This window comes from Shouchella oshimensis (genome assembly GCF_002019765.1).
Lineage (GTDB): Bacteria > Bacillota > Bacilli > Bacillales > Bacillaceae_D > Shouchella > Shouchella oshimensis.
Genome location: NZ_KV917380.1, coordinates 793,343 through 813,545, shown reverse-complemented (window position 1 = coordinate 813,545; position 20,203 = coordinate 793,343). Strand labels below are relative to the sequence as shown.

At 39.1% G+C, this 20,203-nt stretch carries 19 protein-coding genes; 11 read left to right on the top strand and 8 right to left on the bottom strand.

Annotated elements, in window-relative coordinates:
• Window positions 1-87 precede the first annotated feature (87 nt).
• Both BK583_RS03920 and BK583_RS20610 read left to right on the top strand, forming a co-directional pair.
• Window positions 88-1,182, top strand: coding sequence for a Rap family tetratricopeptide repeat protein (locus tag BK583_RS03920; protein WP_038483287.1), 1,095 nt, complete (start codon window positions 88-90; stop codon window positions 1,180-1,182).
• The gene (locus BK583_RS20610; protein ID WP_158318551.1) at window positions 1,179-1,316 is read left to right on the top strand and encodes a hypothetical protein; all 138 of its coding nucleotides are present in this window, start codon (window positions 1,179-1,181) and stop codon (window positions 1,314-1,316) included. Before BK583_RS03920 ends, BK583_RS20610 begins: the two co-directional genes overlap by 4 nt.
• An 86-nt stretch (window positions 1,317-1,402) precedes the next feature.
• On the opposite strand, the gene BK583_RS03915 is transcribed toward BK583_RS20610, so the two are convergent.
• From BK583_RS03915 to BK583_RS03900, 4 genes are all read right to left on the bottom strand, one after another.
• Entirely contained in the window at window positions 1,403-2,965 is a 1,563-nt protein-coding gene (locus BK583_RS03915; RefSeq protein ID WP_371836658.1) for a BCCT family transporter, read from the bottom strand.
• Between the two features lie 208 nt (window positions 2,966-3,173).
• Window positions 3,174-4,238 (bottom strand): dual-specificity RNA methyltransferase RlmN, encoded by a 1,065-nt coding sequence (rlmN, locus tag BK583_RS03910; RefSeq protein ID WP_055736846.1) that lies wholly within the window; start codon window positions 4,236-4,238, stop codon window positions 3,174-3,176.
• 163 nt (window positions 4,239-4,401) lie between these two features.
• Complete coding sequence (locus BK583_RS03905) at window positions 4,402-5,343, bottom strand: NAD(P)-dependent oxidoreductase (RefSeq protein ID WP_055736845.1); 942 nt, start codon at window positions 5,341-5,343, stop codon at window positions 4,402-4,404.
• A 16-nt stretch (window positions 5,344-5,359) separates the two neighbouring features.
• Window positions 5,360-6,016, bottom strand: coding sequence for an MOSC domain-containing protein (locus tag BK583_RS03900; RefSeq protein ID WP_055736844.1), 657 nt, complete (start codon window positions 6,014-6,016; stop codon window positions 5,360-5,362).
• Window positions 6,017-6,311: 295 nt separating this feature from the next.
• Here BK583_RS03900 and BK583_RS03895 point away from each other — a divergent pair, with 295 nt between their 5' ends.
• From BK583_RS03895 to BK583_RS03880, 4 genes are read left to right on the top strand one after another with little or no spacing between them, the layout of a single operon-like run.
• Window positions 6,312-6,770, top strand: coding sequence for an RNA polymerase sigma factor (locus BK583_RS03895; protein ID WP_055736843.1), 459 nt, complete (start codon window positions 6,312-6,314; stop codon window positions 6,768-6,770).
• Window positions 6,767-7,951: a hypothetical protein gene (locus tag BK583_RS03890; protein WP_055736842.1), complete on the top strand. Its 1,185-nt coding sequence runs from the start codon at window positions 6,767-6,769 to the stop codon at window positions 7,949-7,951. The genes BK583_RS03895 and BK583_RS03890 overlap by 4 nt, the downstream gene beginning before the upstream one ends.
• Before the next feature lie 14 nt (window positions 7,952-7,965).
• Window positions 7,966-9,318 carry an MFS transporter gene (locus BK583_RS03885; protein WP_055736841.1) on the top strand — a complete coding sequence of 451 codons (1,353 nt, stop codon included), beginning with the start codon at window positions 7,966-7,968 and terminating at the stop codon, window positions 9,316-9,318.
• A 49-nt stretch (window positions 9,319-9,367) separates the two neighbouring features.
• A complete protein-coding gene (locus tag BK583_RS03880) occupies window positions 9,368-10,282 on the top strand; it encodes a ketopantoate reductase family protein (RefSeq protein ID WP_055736840.1) in 915 nt (304 codons plus the stop codon).
• 38 nt (window positions 10,283-10,320) lie between these two features.
• Here BK583_RS03880 and BK583_RS03875 read toward each other — a convergent pair whose 3' ends face one another.
• The 4 genes from BK583_RS03875 to BK583_RS03860 form a co-directional block, all read right to left on the bottom strand.
• Window positions 10,321-11,754, bottom strand: a complete 1,434-nt coding sequence (locus BK583_RS03875; RefSeq protein WP_055736839.1) for a four-carbon acid sugar kinase family protein — start codon at window positions 11,752-11,754, stop codon at window positions 10,321-10,323.
• Complete coding sequence (gene garR, locus BK583_RS03870; RefSeq protein WP_038483317.1) at window positions 11,751-12,656, bottom strand: 2-hydroxy-3-oxopropionate reductase; 906 nt, start codon at window positions 12,654-12,656, stop codon at window positions 11,751-11,753. Before garR ends, BK583_RS03875 begins: the two co-directional genes overlap by 4 nt.
• A 94-nt stretch (window positions 12,657-12,750) precedes the next feature.
• Window positions 12,751-14,115 (bottom strand): GntP family permease, encoded by a 1,365-nt coding sequence (locus tag BK583_RS03865; RefSeq protein ID WP_055736838.1) that lies wholly within the window; start codon window positions 14,113-14,115, stop codon window positions 12,751-12,753.
• A gap of 52 nt (window positions 14,116-14,167) precedes the next feature.
• Window positions 14,168-15,013: a MurR/RpiR family transcriptional regulator gene (locus BK583_RS03860; RefSeq protein WP_055736837.1), complete on the bottom strand. Its 846-nt coding sequence runs from the start codon at window positions 15,011-15,013 to the stop codon at window positions 14,168-14,170.
• 160 nt (window positions 15,014-15,173) lie between these two features.
• Between BK583_RS03860 and BK583_RS03855 the strand changes: the two genes are divergently transcribed.
• From BK583_RS03855 to BK583_RS03835, 5 genes are all read left to right on the top strand, one after another.
• The gene (locus BK583_RS03855; protein ID WP_055736836.1) at window positions 15,174-16,010 is read left to right on the top strand and encodes a class II fructose-bisphosphate aldolase; all 837 of its coding nucleotides are present in this window, start codon (window positions 15,174-15,176) and stop codon (window positions 16,008-16,010) included.
• 104 nt (window positions 16,011-16,114) lie between these two features.
• The gene (locus BK583_RS03850) at window positions 16,115-17,623 is read left to right on the top strand and encodes a spore germination protein (RefSeq protein ID WP_055736835.1); all 1,509 of its coding nucleotides are present in this window, start codon (window positions 16,115-16,117) and stop codon (window positions 17,621-17,623) included.
• A gap of 25 nt (window positions 17,624-17,648) precedes the next feature.
• Window positions 17,649-18,851: a Ger(x)C family spore germination protein gene (locus BK583_RS03845; RefSeq protein ID WP_055736834.1), complete on the top strand. Its 1,203-nt coding sequence runs from the start codon at window positions 17,649-17,651 to the stop codon at window positions 18,849-18,851.
• Window positions 18,848-19,069, top strand: a complete 222-nt coding sequence (locus BK583_RS03840; RefSeq protein ID WP_055736833.1) for a hypothetical protein — start codon at window positions 18,848-18,850, stop codon at window positions 19,067-19,069. The genes BK583_RS03845 and BK583_RS03840 overlap by 4 nt, the downstream gene beginning before the upstream one ends.
• The gene (locus tag BK583_RS03835) at window positions 19,066-20,196 is read left to right on the top strand and encodes a GerAB/ArcD/ProY family transporter (protein WP_055736832.1); all 1,131 of its coding nucleotides are present in this window, start codon (window positions 19,066-19,068) and stop codon (window positions 20,194-20,196) included. Before BK583_RS03840 ends, BK583_RS03835 begins: the two co-directional genes overlap by 4 nt.
• The last annotated feature ends 7 nt before the right edge of the window (window positions 20,197-20,203 follow it).

The window sequence follows — 20,203 nt, the reverse complement described above, 5'->3', positions numbered from 1 at the left end:
ATTTGGGAAATATCTGTCTTCTCTATTCAACTGCTGTTATACACGTTATAATGAAACAACTACCAGGTAGGAAGGGAGGCTGCACAAATGTCTTCAACTGTAGCCGCACCAGAAGTCGGAGCTAAAATAGTCGAGTGGTATAGTTGCATCATTTCCTATGATCGGGAGCAAGCCATTCTTTCCAAACATGAAGTCAATCAGTTGATGAACCGAATGGTTCCTGATGAAAAAGTAAAGTCCTATTATGAATTAGTAAACTTTAGACATCAATTATTTATTGAACCAAATGCAAGCGAGCAAAAACAATTTGCAGCAATTGCGATTGCTGACAAAGCAACCGATGAGTACATGCAGTTTATGTACTACTTTATGTACGGGCAGAATGAATTTCATAACGGACGTTATAAATCTGCTGTTCGCTCCTATAAAATAGCAGAGAGACTTTTAGAACAAGTACCTGATCAAATTGAAAAAGCAGAATTTTATTATCGATCTGCTATTAGCTATTATCGAGTAGACCAATACATCTTTGCTGTTTCTTATTTTGAGCAAGCACTTGAAATCTTTGAGAAGAAACCCGATCATGAAGAAATTGTGCTCAACATCCATATTTTCTTAGGTGGAATTAGTACGGAACTTCATAAATTTGAAGAAGCAGAAGATTTACTGCAACATGCCTTTAGACGTTCTAAGCCGTATCCTGTTACACGAGCGCTTCTCTTGAGAATTCTCGGTTTAAATCGAGTCAAACAAAACCGACAAGATGAAGCGATCCAGTATTTTGAAGAGGCACTTCTAATTAAAGAACATAGAGATTCGGTAGTCGGAGCAAAAACAGAATACAACCTCATTAATGTGAAGCTAAGAAAAGAGCCGAATAAAAAAGAAAATCATGACATATTAAATACCATATCACATAAAGTTCAGTCCCTTCATATGACTGAATATGTCATCCGCTGTAAAGTAAGCCTCGGTCTTTACGTGTTAAATGATACAGAGATGATCAATGAAGGGCTTGAAGCATTACAACAAGCCGAACTATACTTTGAAGCTTCTGAACTAGCAGAAGAAGTAGTTGACGTGTATTCAAAGCTTGGAGAGTTTGAGAAAGCATTGCACTTCATGAGAATGGCACATAGAATGCGCATTCATCAATCTTGTATAGGAGTTGAACAAACATGAAAAAGAAAACGTTTCTTCTTGTTACACTAGCAGTTGCTTTGTCCATTGGTAGCTTCAGTTTAGACGCTAGTCACTCTGCTGACAAAGCAGACGGTCGTTCTATCACAGCTTTAGATAAAGCCGATGGTAGATAGTCCATCGTGCCTTATGAAAAACGTATCCCTCATTCTAAGGGATACGTTTTTTTATGCTGGAAGCAAATTTCGTCACATACGTCTCTTTACTTACTATCCTTGCTTTCTCCGTCACCTTGAATAGATTCTTCGGGGATGTTCTTATCAAATTCTTCCTTCATTTCTTCTAATTCTTGATGGGATTCTTTTTGATACCTTGGATCCCAATCTCGATGTTTCCTTTCCAATTTTAAAATATCGTACTCACTACCTAAAGCTTTGAGCAATGAAAAACACATTAACAGCACAACGATCACAAAAGGGAATGCCGCTATTAACATAGCCATCTCTAACGCTTCTAATCCTCCGGATAGGAGAAGGGCTGCAGCAGTACCTGCTAATATAACACCCCAAATTAATTTCACCTTTAATGTTGGGTTTAAACGTCCACCAGATGTTAACATTCCCAGAACGAATGTAGCTGAATCTGCCGATGTAATAAAAAATGAGGAAATTAATAATATCGCAATTCCCATAATAATAGGTGCCATTGGGTAGGACTCAAGAAACGCGAATAAGGCAACCTCATTCCCTTCTTCGCTCATGAGATTGAAGATTTGTCCGCTTAGCTCCTCATCCATTTCAATTCCTGCTACACCAAATATTGAGAACCAAAGTGCACTAAACAAGACAGGAACCGCCGTTACACCAACCACAAATTCTCTAATTGTTCTCCCTCTTGATACTCTAGCTATAAATGTTCCAACAAACGGTGCCCAACCAATCCACCATGCCCAGTAAAATAAAGTCCAGGAATCAAGAAACTCTCTATCACCTGTAAAAGCATTCATTCCTAGCGTCATGCTAGGTAAATTCTGAATATAGTTTCCTAATGTCGTCGTAAAGGATTCAATCATTTGAACACTTGATCCCAACATAAATACGAATACCATAAGAGCAATAGCAACAACAATATTTGTCCAACTTAAGTATCGAATCCCTTTATCAAGCCCTGTTATAGATGAAATTAAGAATAAGACAGTAACAACAGCGATCACAATTAAATTTACAGTTGTTGTGTTATTAATTCCTTCAAAACTAAAACTTAATCCTGCTGTAATTTGTGATGCACCTAAGCCTAACGATGTTGCAATTCCAAAAACGGTTGCAAATACAGCAAGTACGTCAATACTATGTCCTATTCCACCCTGTGCACGCTTCCCTAGTATAGGCGTAAAAGCAGATGAAATTAAAGCTGGTGCTTGGTGCCTAAATTTAAAATAAGCCAGTGAGAGTGCAACTACCGCATATGTAGCCCAAGGATGAAATCCCCAATGAAATAGTGTATACATCATTGACTGTTCAATAGCCTCAATCGATTGCCCTTCGGCACTAGGAGGGTTGTAATAATGCGTTAAAGGCTCCGTTACTCCGAAAAAAACAAGACCAACCCCCATTCCTGCTGTAAACAGAAAAGCAAACCATGTAAAATAACTATATTCAGGTCTTTCGTCAGGTTTACCTAAGCGAATTTTACCGTAAGGTCCAAAAATAAGAAAAATAGCTAATAAAACAAAAGCTGTTGTAGCAATGATATAAAGCCATCCAAAATTTGTTGAGATCAAGCTATCGACTGCCCCTAGCACATTTTCAACGTTCGTAGGAAACATTATTCCCCACAAAATGAAAACACTTGATATGGCTAGGGAAACCCAAAAAACGAGTGTTAATGAATTTTTTTTCAACAAATCTCCTCCTTAAAACAAAAGTTTCGACACATTTCTGTAACATAGTTCTTATTTCCTAATCTTCATCGATTTAAACCTGCTTTAAAAGTTAATAAAAAAGACTATGGATTGTATCCATAGTCTTAAAAGATTAGCCAACTCGCTTCTTTTCTTGTTTACTTCGTAACTGACCACAAGCGGCATCAATATCTGTTCCTTGCTCTAAGCGAACACCACAGTTAATCCCTTTTTTCTTAAGAGTTTGGAAGAACTCTTGAATAGCTTCAGGCTCACTTCGTTGGTATTGACCATGCTCATCAACTGGGTTATAAGGAATTAAGTTCACGTATGAAAGATGACGCTTATCTCCTATTAACTCTGCTAATTGTAGCGCTTCTTCCTTATGATCGTTCACATCTTTAATCAAAATATATTCGTACGTAACACGTCGATTGGTCTTGTCCAAATAATAGTTAACGGAATCCATAAGCTTCTCAATCGGGAACGCTTTATTGATTTTCATAATCTTTGAGCGGAGTTCGTTGTTCGGCGCATGTAAAGAAACAGCTAAGTTTACTTGACTCTTTAGATCTGCAAATTCTTTAATCTTATGAGCAAGTCCACTTGTCGATACAGTGATGTGGCGCGCTCCAATGGCAAGACCTTTATGATCTTTAATGATATCTAAAAAGTCGACCGTATTGTCAAAGTTATCAAATGGCTCTCCAATCCCCATAACAACAATATGACTAACACGCTCTTCTTTCTTACGCTCATCAAGGAAGAATTGAACATTCATGATCTGTTCAACAATTTCCCCACTTGTTAAATCACGATTCTTTTTAAGCAATCCACTCGCACAGAAGCTACAGCCAATGTTACACCCTACCTGAGTTGTCACACAAACAGAAAATCCATATTTATGGGTCATGAGTACCGTTTCAATTAAATTGCCGTCACTCAGTTGGAATAAAAATTTCACAGTACCGTCTTTCGATTCCTGACGAATGTGCTCCTTTAATGATCCGAACACAAAATGCTCTTCTAATAAAGAAACCGTTTCTTTATTTAGGTTGGACATTTCTTCAAAACTTGTTACACGCTTACGATAAAGCCAGTCCCATACTTGCGTTGCTCTAAACTTTTTATGGCCTTGCTCAACAAACCAGTTGGCTAATTTATCCATCGTCAGACCATAAATTGATTGCTTTTGCATATGATCCCTCTTTTCTATCAATTTCGTTCTTCATTTATATTAATGCTACACATAGTTAAATAAATACATTCTACAATCCTTTATTCTATCATACTTTTTATAAAAAAGAAAAGAAAGATCAAAAAAAGCTTATTGATCGTATGATCAATAAGCTCTCGACTGTTTACCCAATAGGCGTTAATGCCATGCCTTCTTCTAAGTAAGAGGTAATATTCCCTGCAGCAAGTCGTGCCATCTCCTCTCGTGTTTCAACCGTTGCATTCCCTATATGAGGAGTTAAGACAACATTCGCTAAAGTCTTTAATTCTTCATGGATAAGAGGCTCTTTTTCAAACACATCAAGTGCTGCACCTGCAATTTCTTGTTGTTTTAACGCATGTACTAACGCTTCTTCATGAACAACAGGACCCCTCGATACGTTTAAAAGAATGGCACTGTTTTTCATTTGCTTAAATGTTTCTTCTTTAAATAAGTGATGGGTCTCTTTTGAATAGACTGTATGTATAGAAACAATGTCCGCTTCTTGAATCAATTGGTTAAATGGTCGGTAGTTTATATCGTTTTCCGTTTCTTTATTTGATCTCGCCGTATATAAAATGTTCATTCCAAATGCTTGTGCACGCTTGGCAACCGCTTGTCCAATCTTTCCATAGCCCACAATCCCCAACGTTTTCCCTTTTAGTTCTCTTCCTAAAAAGAATAATGGTGCCCACCCATTGAACCCTACTGTGCGACAAAGTTGATCGCCTTCTGGAATCCGACGCATTAAGCTCAGCATTAACCCTAATGTTAATTCAGCCGTGGCATCCGTTGATACTTTTGGGGTATTGGTGACTACAATTTCTCTTTCTTTTGCTGCCACTACATCAATGTTGTCAAATCCAGCACCATAGTTTGCAATAATCTTAAGAGACGGCGCTGACTCAATTACTTTTCTTGTTACCTTTGTAGATAACGGGCAAAGTAAAGCTGTAGCTTCTCTTACACCTTTAATCAAATCATCTTCACTAATTACCCCCTCATTCTGATAAACATTAACCGAATACGTTTTTAATGCTTCATATCCACTAACCGGAATTTCGCCTGAAATAAAAATATGTGTCATTCCGTTACTTCCCTTCTTATGATTGCTGTTTTAGCCGATCCATTCGTTTTGCTAAACGCCTCTTCCAGTCCTCAGCCAATGGTTCAATCGAAGCAATCTCTTCCATTGCTTTCCAATCTTCATTTGCAAAATAGACCTGGTTACAAGTAAGGATTGACATCTTCTCTGGATGTTCTTCCACTAACTCAATAGTCGATTTCGATGTAATGGTTCCTTCTTCAAGCACTCGGGCTAAATACCCTGTAAAACCAGTCTCAATTGTTCGTTTCAGTAGTGTGTCAGCCTCAGTATACTGGTCAATTGTACTGCATGGAATCCGTCCTTGTGTAATTTGAACAAGGGCAGTGCCTACCTTGTAAATATTTCCTATGTACACGTTCTCTTCTAGCATATTCGTCACCGTAAGGTTTTCTCCAAAAGCCGCATTCGGAAGTACTCGACCCAATTCTTCTTCCCATTTTTTATAATGCTCCAATGGGTAAAAGCAAACTGCTCGATCTGGTCCGCCGTGATTTCTCTTGTCTGCCACATCGTCTCCTTTAAACCCATCTTTCGTTAAAAATACCTCCTCTACACGGTCTTTTTTTATTCCTGTAACAATGGAACGCTTCATCCCGTCCTTCTTCATTTCCTTTGGCAAACCTGTAGATAATGCATGGATCATTTTTCCCATCCGTTTATTCCCCCTTATAAAAAGTACCTGTCGTTTACACAAGTACAATACGTTATCATTATCATGCCACATTCATTCATAATTGACGAGGTTGGATTGATCTAATTTCACTAAAAAGCTCGAACAACTGCTTTAAAATGAATAGGAGCCTATAATCTCTTTAGAATGGACGCTCAAAACACCTCCGCGGTAGTGTGTTCCTGTTTCATAAAAAAGATTTCTTATTTTGCCAACAGTTCTTGTTCGTTAACCGTTATCTATGTGAAGACAATTGAAAGGAGGGAGTGCTAAATCTATGATTGTTCACAAAGCGTTAGAAAGAGACATACAATCCTTTGCGCTTTCTATCGCCGCAAATGAACATGAAGCGAACGATTTAATCCAATATGCGTGGGAAAAATCCCTCTCCTATAAGGAGCTTCATGAATGGCCTTATTATAAACAAAAAGCATGGTTTTATCGGGTTATGAAAAACGAACTTATTGACCTGAGAAGAAAACACAGGCGTGAAATTGGTCTGGATGAAACGAAAGAACCCGTTTTCTTTCCAACAGAATTTAACAATCTCGAAATCATTGAGCTTCTTAATAAACTCCCACCTAAACAAAAAGACCTTGTTTTCAAACGCTACTGGCTAGGGCTATCTAGCACTGAAATCGGCAAATCATTAAATATTCCTTCAGGAACCGTTCGCTATCAACTTACTAAAGCAATTGGTTTCTTAAGACAACTAATTCAGGAGGCATACGAATGAAAAAAACCATCGGCAACGTAGGAACACTTAATTTGACAGAAGCAACAGAAGAAAGTATTTCAGCGATCCAGCATATTAACAACGTCGGGTTGTTGCTTTATTCCACTGAAACAGCTTCCCTTGTACCTAAGCTTTCAATTGGCAACCTAGGCTATTCTCTTAGAATACCGAAAGACGCTCAAGTCATTAACGGTTTATTCACTGTAGATAATGAACTATTAACGTATGCTAAACCAGATCAAACGATCATTATCAACGGGTTATTAACGTTTTCAAATGACTTGCGCCTTGAAACGATCTTAGAGACAGAACTCTCGTTTATCGTAAATGGCATTGTTTACGTTCCATCTGCACTTAAAGGATCAGTAAATAGACTTATAAAAAAACACTCTGGCGTGTCAGTAGACTACACAGGAAGTGAACCTAAGCTTTTATCAGGAGATACTCTACTAACAAACACATTGGTAGATAGTTATTCGCCTAAAACAAATGTAGCACTAAATGGAATCCTTACATTGGCAGCTGACCTTGATTTAGAACAAATACGCCATAAAATTGAATCGATACAAATTAACGGGATAATTGAGCTTTATGAACATCAAGTGGCAAGCGTCATGTCAAAAGTAACAATAAATGGAACAACAAGAATCATTCCTACTGATTACAAACAGCTAAAAAGCGTGTTTCAACTCTCAAGCAAGTCGATCAGACGATTTAAACAAGAGCGTGTCTATACAACAAAACCACTTGTGTTTGATAAATCGATTACAAGAGAAGCGTTTCAAGATGCGTTCACTTCAATTCATTCTCACTCATTTATTCTTTGCTCCGAAGACATTGAGGACCTTGTATACGAAGTATTAAACCGCTTTGAAACAGATGTCTATACGTACAAGGACGATTTTCGATTCATTACAAACGAAACATGGAAATCGGAAACATTACAGCAGCTCGAAAGTCCAACAACCATTGTAGTCTACCGTTATCTGCGTTTTGACGATCCCTTATCGCCTGAAATCATAAAGGACCATTCAATCGTTCTCTTAGGTGAAATATCGGTTCCTAATGAACAATCAAAACACGTTATTCAACAACGAATGATCGAAAATAAAAATGGACTCATTCACACGTCTGATCAACAAGAACGAGGACTATCAAACTATGGTGAATTAAGTTTATAAGAAGGAGTCAGAAAATGTACTTACCACCAAAGGATCGTCTTGATCGACTATACAAAGAAGCAGAGACTCATCAATTGGACAAATCATTAAAAAGAGAACAACCTCCCAAGACCATATGGGGCATTCGTGGATACCCTGCTTTGTTCACCTCTTACAGTATTTCTGTTATTGGTCAATGGTTTGACTCCATTGCATTAATGGTTTTATTCGCTTATATTTGGCAATCAAGCCCCATTTATTTGGGCTTGATTCCAGTAGCATTGGCACTGCCACACGTTCTTTTCTCTCAGTTCGTAACGAACTTACTCAAACGTTTTCATAAAATTCGGTTAATGGCATTTGCCGACTGTTTAACAGCCTGCTTCACCATCGGACTCTTTTTTTCACCAACACCATGGCTTGCACTCATTTTACTAAGTTTACGTAGCACGGCAAACGTTGTTCATTACCCTATCCAGCAAAGCCTTGTTCGAGAACTTATACCTGAGCACCTTCGACTGAAAGCAGTGTCATGGAATGGTCTAGTTAGTCAAGGCGCCAAAATAATTGTTCCTTTTCTTGGAGGGCTCTTTCTAACCGTACTTGCTCCACAAACATTGTTACTCCTTAATGCAGCTGCTTTTCTTATTTCTGCAGCCATTTTATTTTCGATTCAACAACTGGTTCCGTCAACGAATACAACTAAAACAACTAAAACAACTAAAACATATGCTAAAACTTCCTTTTATGAACAATGGAAATCAGGTTGGCTAGCCCTTTTCTCTTACCCTTTACTTCTTTCATTATTTAGTCTGTCTTTAATCGGTATATTTTGCATTCAATTTGTTGATTCCCAATTCCCTATCCTATTTAGGGAAATCTCAACAGATCCGCAATCTCTTACGATTGTTATATCCGCTATTGGTTTTGGGGCGGTAACCATTATGTCCATTCTTAACAGGTTGAAAAAACTTACCCATTTGCTTTTTTGGATTAGTCTATCACTCGTACTTATTGCACTTTCATTTATTGGCTTTAGCCAAATTCAAGCTCATCATTCAGCTCATTTTCTACTTGTCCTTGGTTTTATATGTGGAGTCGGTACAGGTTTGTCAATAACAACCATAAATTATGCGATACAGACCATTCCACGAGATGAAGAGGTAGCAAGTATTGCCTCTATCTCACAGTCACTTACAAGCCTTGTTGTTATTGTTGCACCACCGACTGGAGCCATCCTTACTCAAGTAGTCGGAGTTCAAACCATGTTCGCTTTGTCTGGCATCGTGCTAATCATCTGCTTGTCATTACCTGTTTTAGTAAAAGTGAAGCAGAAGAGACTCTCTACGAAAAAGAAAAGAATCCATTACGATAGCTCAGGCTTATGAGGAAAAAACGTACCTTTTGTTTTATACTACAAAGGAAAGGAGAATGCATATGCGAATATTAACAGTTGGTGCTGGAGGCGTGGGTGGATACTTTGGCGCAAGACTTGCAGAAAAAGGAGAAGATGTTACCTTTTTAGTAAGAGAAAAGAAAAAGAAAAAGCTTATTGAGCAAGGTTTACGTGTCAACAGTATTCACGGAGACATTCAGTTAACGCCATCACTTATAACGTCAAACGATAAGGCACCCCCCTTTGACCTTGTGATTTTTACGACGAAAGCATACCACCTTGAACAAGCTATTCAAGATGTTCGTCCTTTTATAGACGACCAAACTTTGATTTTGCCATTGCTAAACGGTGTTGCGCATTATGAAACCCTCGATAAAGCATTTGGCGAGAATGTGATAGGCGGTCTTTGTTTCATCGAAAGCGCCATCGACTCAACCGGAGCAATTCGACAAACTAGTCAAGCTCACCGTCTCGTTTATGGAAGTCGCTCGAATCGCCAAAGAGATCGGATTGAGCAGTTACAAGCACACTTATCAGGAACAAAAGCAGATTTTCTTTTTTCCACTACGATCGAACAAGAAATTTGGCATAAGTACTTGTTTATCACGGTGGCTTCAGGCATCACAACCCTTTTTCGATCAAGTATTGGCCCCATTATCAGTAGTGAAGAGGGTAGAACCTTTATAAGAAGATTGTTAACAGAATGCGTTACGATCATGAAGGCGGAAGAGGCGCCTTTGTCCCCAACGATTATTGCGGATCATATGCGAACCTTTGAATCGGTTAACGATAATATGAAGTCGTCCATGCTCCGTGATATGGAACAGGGGTCAACAACAGAAGCCCACCATCTTCAAGGGTATTTGATGGAACGGGCTGCAATACACGGAATTGAAGTCCCAACACTTTCAACTGTTTATACAAATGTAAGCCTTTACGAAGCAAGCCTTACATAAACAAAAAGAAGGCATGGATGTACCACGCCTTCTCTTGTTTACTCTTTTCCTTCAAGAATGGCAACAGCTTCTTTTAATGTCTCAGGTTGCCCTACATTTCCTGGGAAGATTACATATGCTTTTCCTGGGAACTTACTTTCTTGTCCTGTTTTCCAAACAGGAATCCCTGGTTTGATTTGACCGGCTACGACAGCTCGCTCCACACTTAAACCAATTGTACCAATACTACTTGAGGTAATGCCGCCTTTTGCGACAATATAACTCGGTTCAACTTCTAGCTCTTTTACAATGCTTGTAACGGCATTAGAAATTTTAACCGATTGTTTCAATTCCTCTTCTTGCATATTGTCGCCTAAATCTAGTCGTTCTCTACGTGTATAATAAACAACTGATTCACCATTTTTAATGGCCTCTTCACATGCAAGCCGTACGCGCTTCGTTTCCTGTGCAAATTTCTCGTCATCTTGCACAAGATGAACATCAAACTCAATTCCTTTTACTAAGCCACTTTCAAGAAGATGCTTAAGTTGCTCCGTTGTTTTTTTCACATGGGAGCCTACGGCAATTAATCCACCATGCCGACTTCCTTTTGTTACCATATCTTCACGTTTAAGTAACGGTTTATCAGCAATTCCACCAATAACTTTTGTTAAAGCAGCAGCACTACGAGCTATATAATGCTTTCCTTGCTTCAACGCTTTTAATAAAGCTGTTGCAAACACTTCAACATCTTCATAGCCAACTGCATTCACAACAATTTTTTGAAAATCAGTCGCTGCTGTTAATTGTGCTGTAATTTTTTCAATGGCAACAGCTCGTAAATCTTCAAGAGAAATGTAGATTGTCTCCCCTTTTTGGTAACGACCATTTGTTTTTTCTTCAATGTACTCACCTAGATGGGAAGCAGCAAAGCCAAATGTACGGTCATTTGCAAATTCGGTTTCTCCAGCAGGCACAAGCACTTCGCCATTCTGAACGTAATGGATATTATGAATGGTAAAGCGTCCACCTTCTTTAAAGAAAGGAATGATAATTTCACCATCAAAACGTTTTTGTCCCATTGATTCAATTTTTGTTTTAATGGTTTCCGTTTCTAATGGATAATGACCACGTAATGTTGAGTCACCTCGGCTAATGAGCAAGTATGGAAGATTCTCTTCATCCGCTACTTCTTGTACACGTTCTGCAATTTCTTCATGGCATTTAACGGTCTCCTCTTCAGTGAAACCTCGTGAATTCGTTAATATAAAGAACATCGATTGCTCTTCTTTAAAACCAGCTTGAATCGATGCTTTCGTCCAATCTGTAAATACAGAAACACCGTGAACAGTTTGAATGCCTGTTGGATCATCATCTAAAACGACGATTTTGTAGGGAGAAGCTTGTTGTTCCGCTTTTAACAGTGCCTGTATTTCATTGCGATTGACAGCCTTAATGCTTGCAAACGTCTCTTCCGCATTTAACTGTTTCATTCTTTATCCTCCTTACGCTGAACGATGACATTGGCTAGCTTCTCATAATGCTGAACAATGCCACCGTGATCGATTGCTTGTTTACCATCAGCACTTAACGAATGGAAAATTTCAAGCAGTTGGCTAGAAAGTGGTAATGGAACGTGCATCTCATGGGCTGTATTCATAACATTCGTTAAATCCTTCATATTTATATCAATCCGACCACCAGCAACAAAATTGCGATCTAAAATCATCGGTATTTTTGCGTCCATGACGGTGCTGCCAGCTAGCCCGCCTCGAATGGCTTGGTACATCTTTTCAATATCAATACCTGCCTTAGATGCCAACACAAGCGCCTCCGAAACAGCTGCAATGTTCAAGTTCACAATAATCTGGTTTGCTAGTTTGGCTGTTGTTCCACAACCAGCATCTCCAACTAGAACAATGTCAGTTCCCATTGCTTCTAGTACAGGTTTTGCTTGGGCAAAAACGTCTTCTTCGCCACCAACCATAATAGCAAGCGTCCCATCTATGGCTTTAGGTTCTCCACCACTTACAGGGGCGTCCAAGAAATGTACACCTTTTTCTGCTGCATGTGCTGCCATTTGCTTTGAATCAACAGGCGATACAGAGCTCATATCGACAATAATTAACCCCTGTTCTGCGCCTTCCATTACCCCATTTACGCCAAAAACAGCTGCCCGAACATGTTCACCTTTTGGTAACATCGTAATAATCACATCGCTGTTTTGAGCAACTTCTTTCCCTGACGAAGCTGCAACAGCACCTTCAGCAGCGATAGCCTTTACTGCTTCTTGATTCAAGTCAAAAGCCGTAACGCTAAAACCAGCTTTTAGTAAATTCCGCGTCATTGGCATACCCATAATACCTAATCCAATAAATCCTACACGTTTGTTCATATTTCTTCTCCACCTTTATCTCTGTTGTTAATGGTTCATTTCTGTAAGAAAACCTGGAAAAAACCAACTAAGTAGTCGGTTTTTCCATTGTCATTTAAAGTCCTGGCAAAAATCCTGCGATTGCACTTAAGAAGAAAATAAAGGCAAGCGCTGTTACTCCAGCGATGAATCCGCCTAAACTCCAAACTCGTAGCGTTTCTGCAACGGACAATCGACCAAATTTAGAAACAACCCAAAAGCCCGAGTCATTCGGTAATGAAAGACCGATACCTCCTGCACAAATGGCTAGTCCCAGTAAAACTGGCGACACACCTAGATCCAACGCCATTGGCCCTAAGATGCTTGCTGTTGTAACAAGAGCGACTGTTGCACTACCAAGAGAAGCTCTTAAGATTTGCGCAAAAACAAAACCTAATAAAAGCGCAGGCATGTTCATTCCCTGCATAACACTTATTAATAAATCACCTAAACCTGTTTCTTGTACAACTCGTCCAAAAGCTCCACCAGCACCTGTAATTAAAACGACCATACCAGAAGCTTCAAATGCTTGACGAAAGACTGTCGGAGTTGATTCTTTAATGTATTTAGGCAAAACAAACATTGCGACAACAACACTAATTAAGAGTGCCATGTTTTTGTCACCAATTGTGGCAAAGATTGTCGGAATGATTTGCTCTTGATCATTTCGATAGATGACGTTATTAATTAATGTGTTCGATAATATAAGTACAATTGGTAATGCAAGCATGGCATATGAAAGCCAAGTTGGGATTTCACGTGATACTGTGTTATCAACGTTTTCGATATCTTCAACTGCATCATCTAAACGATTGCCATTCGGAATTCGTTTTCCGATAAATCTCCCATAAAGAACACCGCCTACTAACGTTGCAGGAATAGCTACAAGGAGCCCATAGAGAAAGAATATGCCAATGTCTGTGCCCATTTGGTCTGCAACAACTAAAGGACCAGGAGTTGGTATAATTAAGCTATGGGACACAATCAAGCCAATAGCAAGAATAGCTACAAAGGTGGCCAAAGAGATTTTTGTTTTAATCGATAAGCTTTGTATGAGTTTATTTAAAATAATAAAGGCTGCATCAAAAAATACCGGAATTGCCACTGTTGTAGCTGTAGCAGCCAACGCGTATGGAGAATTTTTTATACCGAATGCCCGCAACATAGAACTGGCAATTTTTTCAATTGCACCAGAAGCAGCAAGGAACTGTCCAAAAATAATTCCAAGACCAATTAAAATCCCAACTCCTGTAAGCGTAGCCCCAAATCCTTCTGCCACAACAGTCGGTACATTTCGTGTAGGAATCGTCGAAACAAGACCTAGTCCAACAGCGATAACGAGCAATGAGATAAATGCATCCCATTTAAATTTCATAATAAGAATAAAAAGAACGATAAGAGCGACAACAAATCCGATAATTAATCCATTGCCAGTTAACATGAGCCCACCTCATTAGATTGTGTTTTTACTTTTGTTTAACGTTTGTACATTGTTATTTTTTCATGCGTGTTACGGCTAAACGTGATTGATTTATTTTTTTCTTCCCATCATCTCCCGCTTCAGCTGCAACTCTTGTATAGATCGTATCCATTAAGACGAGTTGAACGAGCCTTGAAATCATGGCATCCGATTGATGCTTTGTTTCATGAGCCTGAGTTAGTAAAACATTGTCTGCAACATTGGCAATACTAGAATGTTCATTTGCCGTAATGACAATAAGATAAGCCCCATGTTTTTTTGCCATCGTTAACACTTCATATATATTCGTCGTTTCTCCAGAATGAGAAATCGCCACAATGACATCTTTGTTCGTCATGTGACTTGCATAGATCGCTTGATAATGTGGATCTTTCACTGAAAGAACATTCCCACCTAAGCGCATAAATTTGTGCGCACCGTCTTCAGCCATTGTGGCAGATAATCCCTGACCAAAGAAGTAAAGTCTGTTTGCTTCAATAATGGCTTGAACTGCTTCTTCTACACGTTCATTTGAGAGCTTTTCTTTTGTTAGAGCCATGGCTTGAAAAACTTGATCAGCCATTTTTTCGAAAATGGTTTCTGCCGTATCTTCCTTCGCAATATCAATAATTTCTAAAGAAGACGGTTTCATATCAGCCATTTCTTGCGCTAAAGCAACTTTAAGCTCTTGATAGGATTGATATTCGAGCTTTTTATACAGGCGAACAACACTCGGTTCACTTACTTCACTTAGCATTGCTAATTCTCCCATAGACAGAAGAAATGGTTTGTCCTGCACTTTTAACTGATGAATGATTTTTTCTTCAGTTGCCGTAAGCGATTTCTTTTTAAGCGTAATGCGTTCTTCAAACCGAAGCATTCTCTTCCCTCCTCATTTCTGTAGTAATATTACTACATATACAACGCTTACACAACAGGATATTTTTCTTTTTCTACATATTTCGACTTGATTTGTACAAACTAGAGGCTTATTATGTGCTTAACATGTAGTTTTAACTACAAAACAGGAGGAATTGGTAATGTTTACTACAACAAAAGACGTTCTTATTTATGCGGAAAAAACAAATACAGCTATTGCTGCATTTAATTGTTACAATGCTGAAACCATCCAAGCTGCTGTTCAGGCAGCAGAAAATCAACAGCAACCAGTGATCATCGCGTACGGTGAACGATACAAGGATTATATGAGTTTAGAAGCATTTGCTGCATTTACAAAGGTGATTGCCGAACAAGCTTCCGTTGACGTAGCTCTTCATCTGGATCATAGTTATGAGTTTGAAACGATTCGTCGCGCCGTTCATGCTGGATTCACATCGGTTATGTTCGATGGATCAGCTTTATCTTTGGAAGAGAACATTAAGCAAACAAAAGAAGTCGTTGATTTTGCTCATGATCATGGGGTTAATGTTGAAGCAGAGATAGGTTCTATGCAAAAAGGCGCGTTTTCGGATGAAGAAGAAGGCGACGGTCGCTTAACAGATCCTGATGAAGCAGCCGATTTTGTTCGAAAGACAAACGTCGATTTTCTTGCAGCTTCTATTGGAACGGTTCATGGTATGTATGACGGTGACCCAGAGATTCGCTTAGATTTACTTGACGCATTAAAAGAACGAATTGAGACGCCACTTGTTTTACACGGCGGGTCCGGAACGCCTGAAAAAGAAGTACTTCAAGCTATTGAAAAAGGGATTCGCAAAATCAACGTTAATACGGAAATTTCTCTAACGGCTGTAGAAAGCATTGCTAAAACAGTAAAAGAAAATTCAAAAGCACACTTAAGTGTCGTCATGGAAAACGCTCAACATGCAATGGTCGATCATATGGAAAAAATTGTGACACTTTATAAAAATAAATAAGATCCAAAGATGGAGCGGCCTAAAAGGGTCGCTTTTTTTATGTATGTTTTCTTTTCGGTTCGACATAATAAGCTATATTCAGGAAAAGAAAGGGGGGCATTCGTATGAGTAAAACAAAAGATTCGAACTCGGTCTATCTGCAGCCTGCTAAAGCTTTAGATGAAAAGATTGCATACATCGAACAGGTTATAGGAAAGAGTGATGATCTTGTTCAGCGTCCATTTTCTTTTGGTAGAGATCATACAATATCAGCTTCCCTTCTATACATAGATGGCTTAGTCGATGATCGTGCCTTACAGAAAATGATGGCCGGAGCGAAACATACAGAGCCTTCCGTAGATAACCCGATGGAGGATATCCAGCTTAGCTTAGAAGAAATTGGTCATACAGAAAAAGCGTTAACGTATACCACTATCTTGGAAAAACTGTTAAAGGGGAATGCGATTTGCTTAACAGAAGGTTCATCAATTGCAATCGCTATTGCCATACCGCAATTTTCAGAACGCACCGTCGCAGAACCAACAACTGAAACCGTCGTCAGAGGTCCTAGAGAAGGATTCGTGGAAAATATGAGAGTCAACACCTCATTAATTCGACGGCGACTATCCGATGAGAATCTATGGATTGAATCCATGACTTTAGGCGAGCGCTCCAGAACCACGATATCCATTGCTTACGTAAATGGCATTGTCGATAAAACATTAGTAGAAGAACTTTATAGTCGCTTAAAAAGAATTGACACTGACGGCATTCTAGAAGATGGCAGCTTAGAAGAACTAATACAAGATTCTTTCTATACGCCGTTCCCTACTGTTTACACTACCGAGCGCCCTGATACTGCCGCTGCTCATTTATTAGAAGGGAAAATTGCCATTATTGTGGACGGCACGCCAATGGTGATGATCGTTCCAGCATTGTTTGTTCACTTTTTTCATAATACTGAAGACTACACACAGCGATCCGATATTAGTACGTTAATTCGCATCCTTCGATTTGGTTGTATTTTAATCGCATTATTAGGACCTTCATTGTATATTGCTGTAACCACTTTTCATCAAGAGCTCATTCCCACTGGTTTATTAGGAAACTTGGCTGCTCAAAGGGAAGGCACACCTTTTCCTACTTTTATTGAGACATTGTTGATGGAATTAACGTTTGAAATTTTACGAGAAGCTGGGATTCGAATGCCTCAGCCTGTGGGGCAGGCTGTCTCGATTGTAGGTGCCATTGTTATTGGTCAAGCAGCTGTACAAGCTGGGATTGTATCTGCCGCAGTTGTTATTGTTGTTTCCATTACTGCGATTGCTGGTTTTGTATTCCCAAGCTACAACATTGGCATTCCCATTCGTATTTTGCGTTTTGCTTTCATGGGACTTTCTGCTTCTTTTGGATTAGTCGGAATTTGCGTTGGTTTTACAGCACTTCTTCTGCACCTGTCTAGCTTAAAATCATTCGGAATTCCTTATATGCAAGGTTTCACACCGTTTGTTTTAAAAAATCAACAAGACATGATTTTCCGAGCACCTAAATGGATGATGAAAGAACGTCCTACACCAGGAGATTCCCTTGACCGAGTAAGAAACCGAAACAAGCGTCCAAGCCCAGAACAATAAAAAAAGAAAAGGAGGTGCGTGTACAATGTCTTCTTTAAAATCATTTTTCATAATCCTTCTTGTCATGTGCCTCCCACTTTCGGGATGTTGGGATCGTTGGGAACTAAACGAATTATCGTTAATTGTAGGGATGGCCATTGATAAAGATGAAGATGAGTACATCTTAACCATGCAAGCGATGAATCCAGCGGAAATTGCTTCTCAGGAAACTGGTAGAGGTTATGCCCAGGCGATGAATGTCCAGGAACGTTCAAAGACCATTCATGAATCCTTAAGAAAAATGGTACAAAAATCACCACGCCGTGCATTTATCTCTCAATTAAAAGTGCTAATTATAAGTGAAGAAGTTGCAAAAGACGGTTTAGAAAAAGTGCTTGATTTCTTTTATCGTGACCACGAGTCCCGTTCGGATTATTACATCGTCATCTCCTATGACAACAAAGCATCTGATGTCCTAGATATTATTACACCTTTAGAAAATTTACCTTCACAAAACGCCTTTGATTCCATTACGTTTTCACTGCGTTCTTATGGTGGCACTAAAGCGGTTACAATCGACGAACTCTACCAAGAATTGATGGCAGAAGGAATTGAACCTTCCATTATGGGCATTACCGTTTCAGGTGATTTAAAAAAAGGGCGAACAAAAGCAAACGCAGAAGTCAATTCTCCTCTTTCTATGCTTCATATTAGTAAAACCGCATTATTTAAAGAAAATAAGCTTGTTGGTTGGCTTGGTCAGAAGGATAGCAAAGGCCTTGATTACTTAACTCATGATGTAAGTGACAGTGTAGGAAGTTTCACATGCCCTGGTGGTGGGCAAATTGCTCTTGAGGTAAAGGATGTACAAAGGCAGCTAAAGACAAACATTGATAATGATCAACCGAAAGCCACGTATAAGTTCGAAATCGAAGCGACCATCTCCGAAGTGGATTGTACAACGTTAAACCTTGCCCTGCCCTCTTCTTATAAGAAAGTGGAGCAGCTCGCGAGCGATGAATTTAAGCTAACGCTAAACAGCACCATTGAGAAAGTAAAAGAACTTAACACAGACGTGTTCGGTATTGGCCAAAATATTTACCGAAACCATCCTGGTTTTTGGGAAGCACATAAAGAAGAATGGGACGAACTATTTAAAGAAACCGAAATTGATGTTGAGGTTAATATCCAACTGACTGACAGTGGGAGTATTGTCAATTCATTTTTAAAGGTCGGTGATCAAAAATGATTGTCTTTCAATTATTTCTTTTGGCAAGTGCCGCCTTTCTTATTTATATCAGTCAGAGAAAGAAGTTAACAGGTGATAGAAAGATGTCGATTTTCTTTTTCACCATCCTTGGCATTGGTCTTTTTTATGGGTCTACTTACATTTTACAAATTGATATTCCAAGCTTCGCTAATAAGATGACCTCCATTGTAAAATCGCTTCAAGGAATTAAGACATGAGCAAAGAAAAATTAACAACCAATCAGTTTCGCATGCTTGTCTTATTTAGTACGTGCAGTACATCTCTTTTAAGCATGCCTTTAATTTTAGGAACGATGGTCGGAAGAGATGCTTGGTTAATTGTTCTTCTTGGAACTCTTATAGGAATACCCCACATCGCATTATTCAGTTTAATGGCACGACGGCACCCTCATAAGGATGTATTCGAAATGAGTCGAGCCATTTTAGGAAACAAAATTGGTACGATTGGCATGATCATCGTGACGGCTTTGCCGCTCCTTACTGTTTCAACTAAGTTACACTATTCTCTCTCGTTCATCACGAACCATTTGTTGCCTGAGACACCTCCCGTTATGGTGATGTTTATTAGCATGTCTATTGTTGCAATGGGTGTTTATTTAGGCATTTGCTCACTTGGACGCACAGCAGAAATGCTAAGTATCTTCTTTTTTGTTCCTTTGCTTATGCTATTTGTGCTAAAGGCATCTGATATTCACCTTGAATTCGTTTTACCCTTTTTTCGTGGAGAACAAAATCAATATATTGAAGCCATTCTATTTTATTTAGCTATAACATCATGTAACAATTTTCTTATTTTAAGTATTTTTCCAAAGTATGTTGCTGACAAGAAGAAAGCAAGTCGCGCATTTTGGCAAGGTCATCTCCTCGCCTGCCTGATTTTATTCTTCGTTACTCTTCTTTGTATTTCTGTACTAGGGCCAGAGTTAATGACCTCTGCCTTTTTCCCATTATTCACATTGGCGCAACGGGTTTCATTCGGCAATTTCGCAGAACGTATCGAAGCCTTGTTAACGATCCTTTGGTTCATTACCATTTTTTTCAAAATTTGCTTGTACCTCTATGTGAGTGTTAAAGGAATTGGTCACACGTTTCAATTAAAAGATACAAAACCTCTCGTGCTGCCACTTGCCCTTATTTTCGTCTTCATACCGCTTCAAGCATTTGAAGATGCGGCAGCTGATTATGAGTTTTACATCGGACCAGCCATGTGGCTTTCTCTCGGTATTGGTGGAGTCTTGCCCATCATTCTTATCGTTATCGATTTCATTCGAGCTAAACAGAAACAACGAATAAGCGACCCACCTAAGCCAAGTCAGGGAATATAAAGGAGGA

What these genes read in the sequence shown, in the direction of transcription:
- BK583_RS03920 (WP_038483287.1), top strand. Translation starts at nt 88, where the DNA reads ATGTCTTCAACTGTAGCCGCACCAGAAGTCGGAGCTAAAATAGTCGAG.
- BK583_RS20610 (WP_158318551.1), top strand. Translation starts at nt 1,179, where the DNA reads ATGAAAAAGAAAACGTTTCTTCTTGTTACACTAGCAGTTGCTTTGTCC.
- BK583_RS03915 (WP_371836658.1), bottom strand. Translation starts at nt 2,965, where the DNA reads ATGTTTCCTACGAACGTTGAAAATGTGCTAGGGGCAGTCGATAGCTTG.
- rlmN (WP_055736846.1), bottom strand. Translation starts at nt 4,238, where the DNA reads ATGCAAAAGCAATCAATTTATGGTCTGACGATGGATAAATTAGCCAAC.
- BK583_RS03905 (WP_055736845.1), bottom strand. Translation starts at nt 5,343, where the DNA reads ATGACACATATTTTTATTTCAGGCGAAATTCCGGTTAGTGGATATGAA.
- BK583_RS03900 (WP_055736844.1), bottom strand. Translation starts at nt 6,016, where the DNA reads ATGGGAAAAATGATCCATGCATTATCTACAGGTTTGCCAAAGGAAATG.
- BK583_RS03895 (WP_055736843.1), top strand. Translation starts at nt 6,312, where the DNA reads ATGATTGTTCACAAAGCGTTAGAAAGAGACATACAATCCTTTGCGCTT.
- BK583_RS03890 (WP_055736842.1), top strand. Translation starts at nt 6,767, where the DNA reads ATGAAAAAAACCATCGGCAACGTAGGAACACTTAATTTGACAGAAGCA.
- BK583_RS03885 (WP_055736841.1), top strand. Translation starts at nt 7,966, where the DNA reads ATGTACTTACCACCAAAGGATCGTCTTGATCGACTATACAAAGAAGCA.
- BK583_RS03880 (WP_055736840.1), top strand. Translation starts at nt 9,368, where the DNA reads ATGCGAATATTAACAGTTGGTGCTGGAGGCGTGGGTGGATACTTTGGC.
- BK583_RS03875 (WP_055736839.1), bottom strand. Translation starts at nt 11,754, where the DNA reads ATGAAACAGTTAAATGCGGAAGAGACGTTTGCAAGCATTAAGGCTGTC.
- garR (WP_038483317.1), bottom strand. Translation starts at nt 12,656, where the DNA reads ATGAACAAACGTGTAGGATTTATTGGATTAGGTATTATGGGTATGCCA.
- BK583_RS03865 (WP_055736838.1), bottom strand. Translation starts at nt 14,115, where the DNA reads ATGTTAACTGGCAATGGATTAATTATCGGATTTGTTGTCGCTCTTATC.
- BK583_RS03860 (WP_055736837.1), bottom strand. Translation starts at nt 15,013, where the DNA reads ATGCTTCGGTTTGAAGAACGCATTACGCTTAAAAAGAAATCGCTTACG.
- BK583_RS03855 (WP_055736836.1), top strand. Translation starts at nt 15,174, where the DNA reads ATGTTTACTACAACAAAAGACGTTCTTATTTATGCGGAAAAAACAAAT.
- BK583_RS03850 (WP_055736835.1), top strand. Translation starts at nt 16,115, where the DNA reads ATGAGTAAAACAAAAGATTCGAACTCGGTCTATCTGCAGCCTGCTAAA.
- BK583_RS03845 (WP_055736834.1), top strand. Translation starts at nt 17,649, where the DNA reads ATGTCTTCTTTAAAATCATTTTTCATAATCCTTCTTGTCATGTGCCTC.
- BK583_RS03840 (WP_055736833.1), top strand. Translation starts at nt 18,848, where the DNA reads ATGATTGTCTTTCAATTATTTCTTTTGGCAAGTGCCGCCTTTCTTATT.
- BK583_RS03835 (WP_055736832.1), top strand. Translation starts at nt 19,066, where the DNA reads ATGAGCAAAGAAAAATTAACAACCAATCAGTTTCGCATGCTTGTCTTA.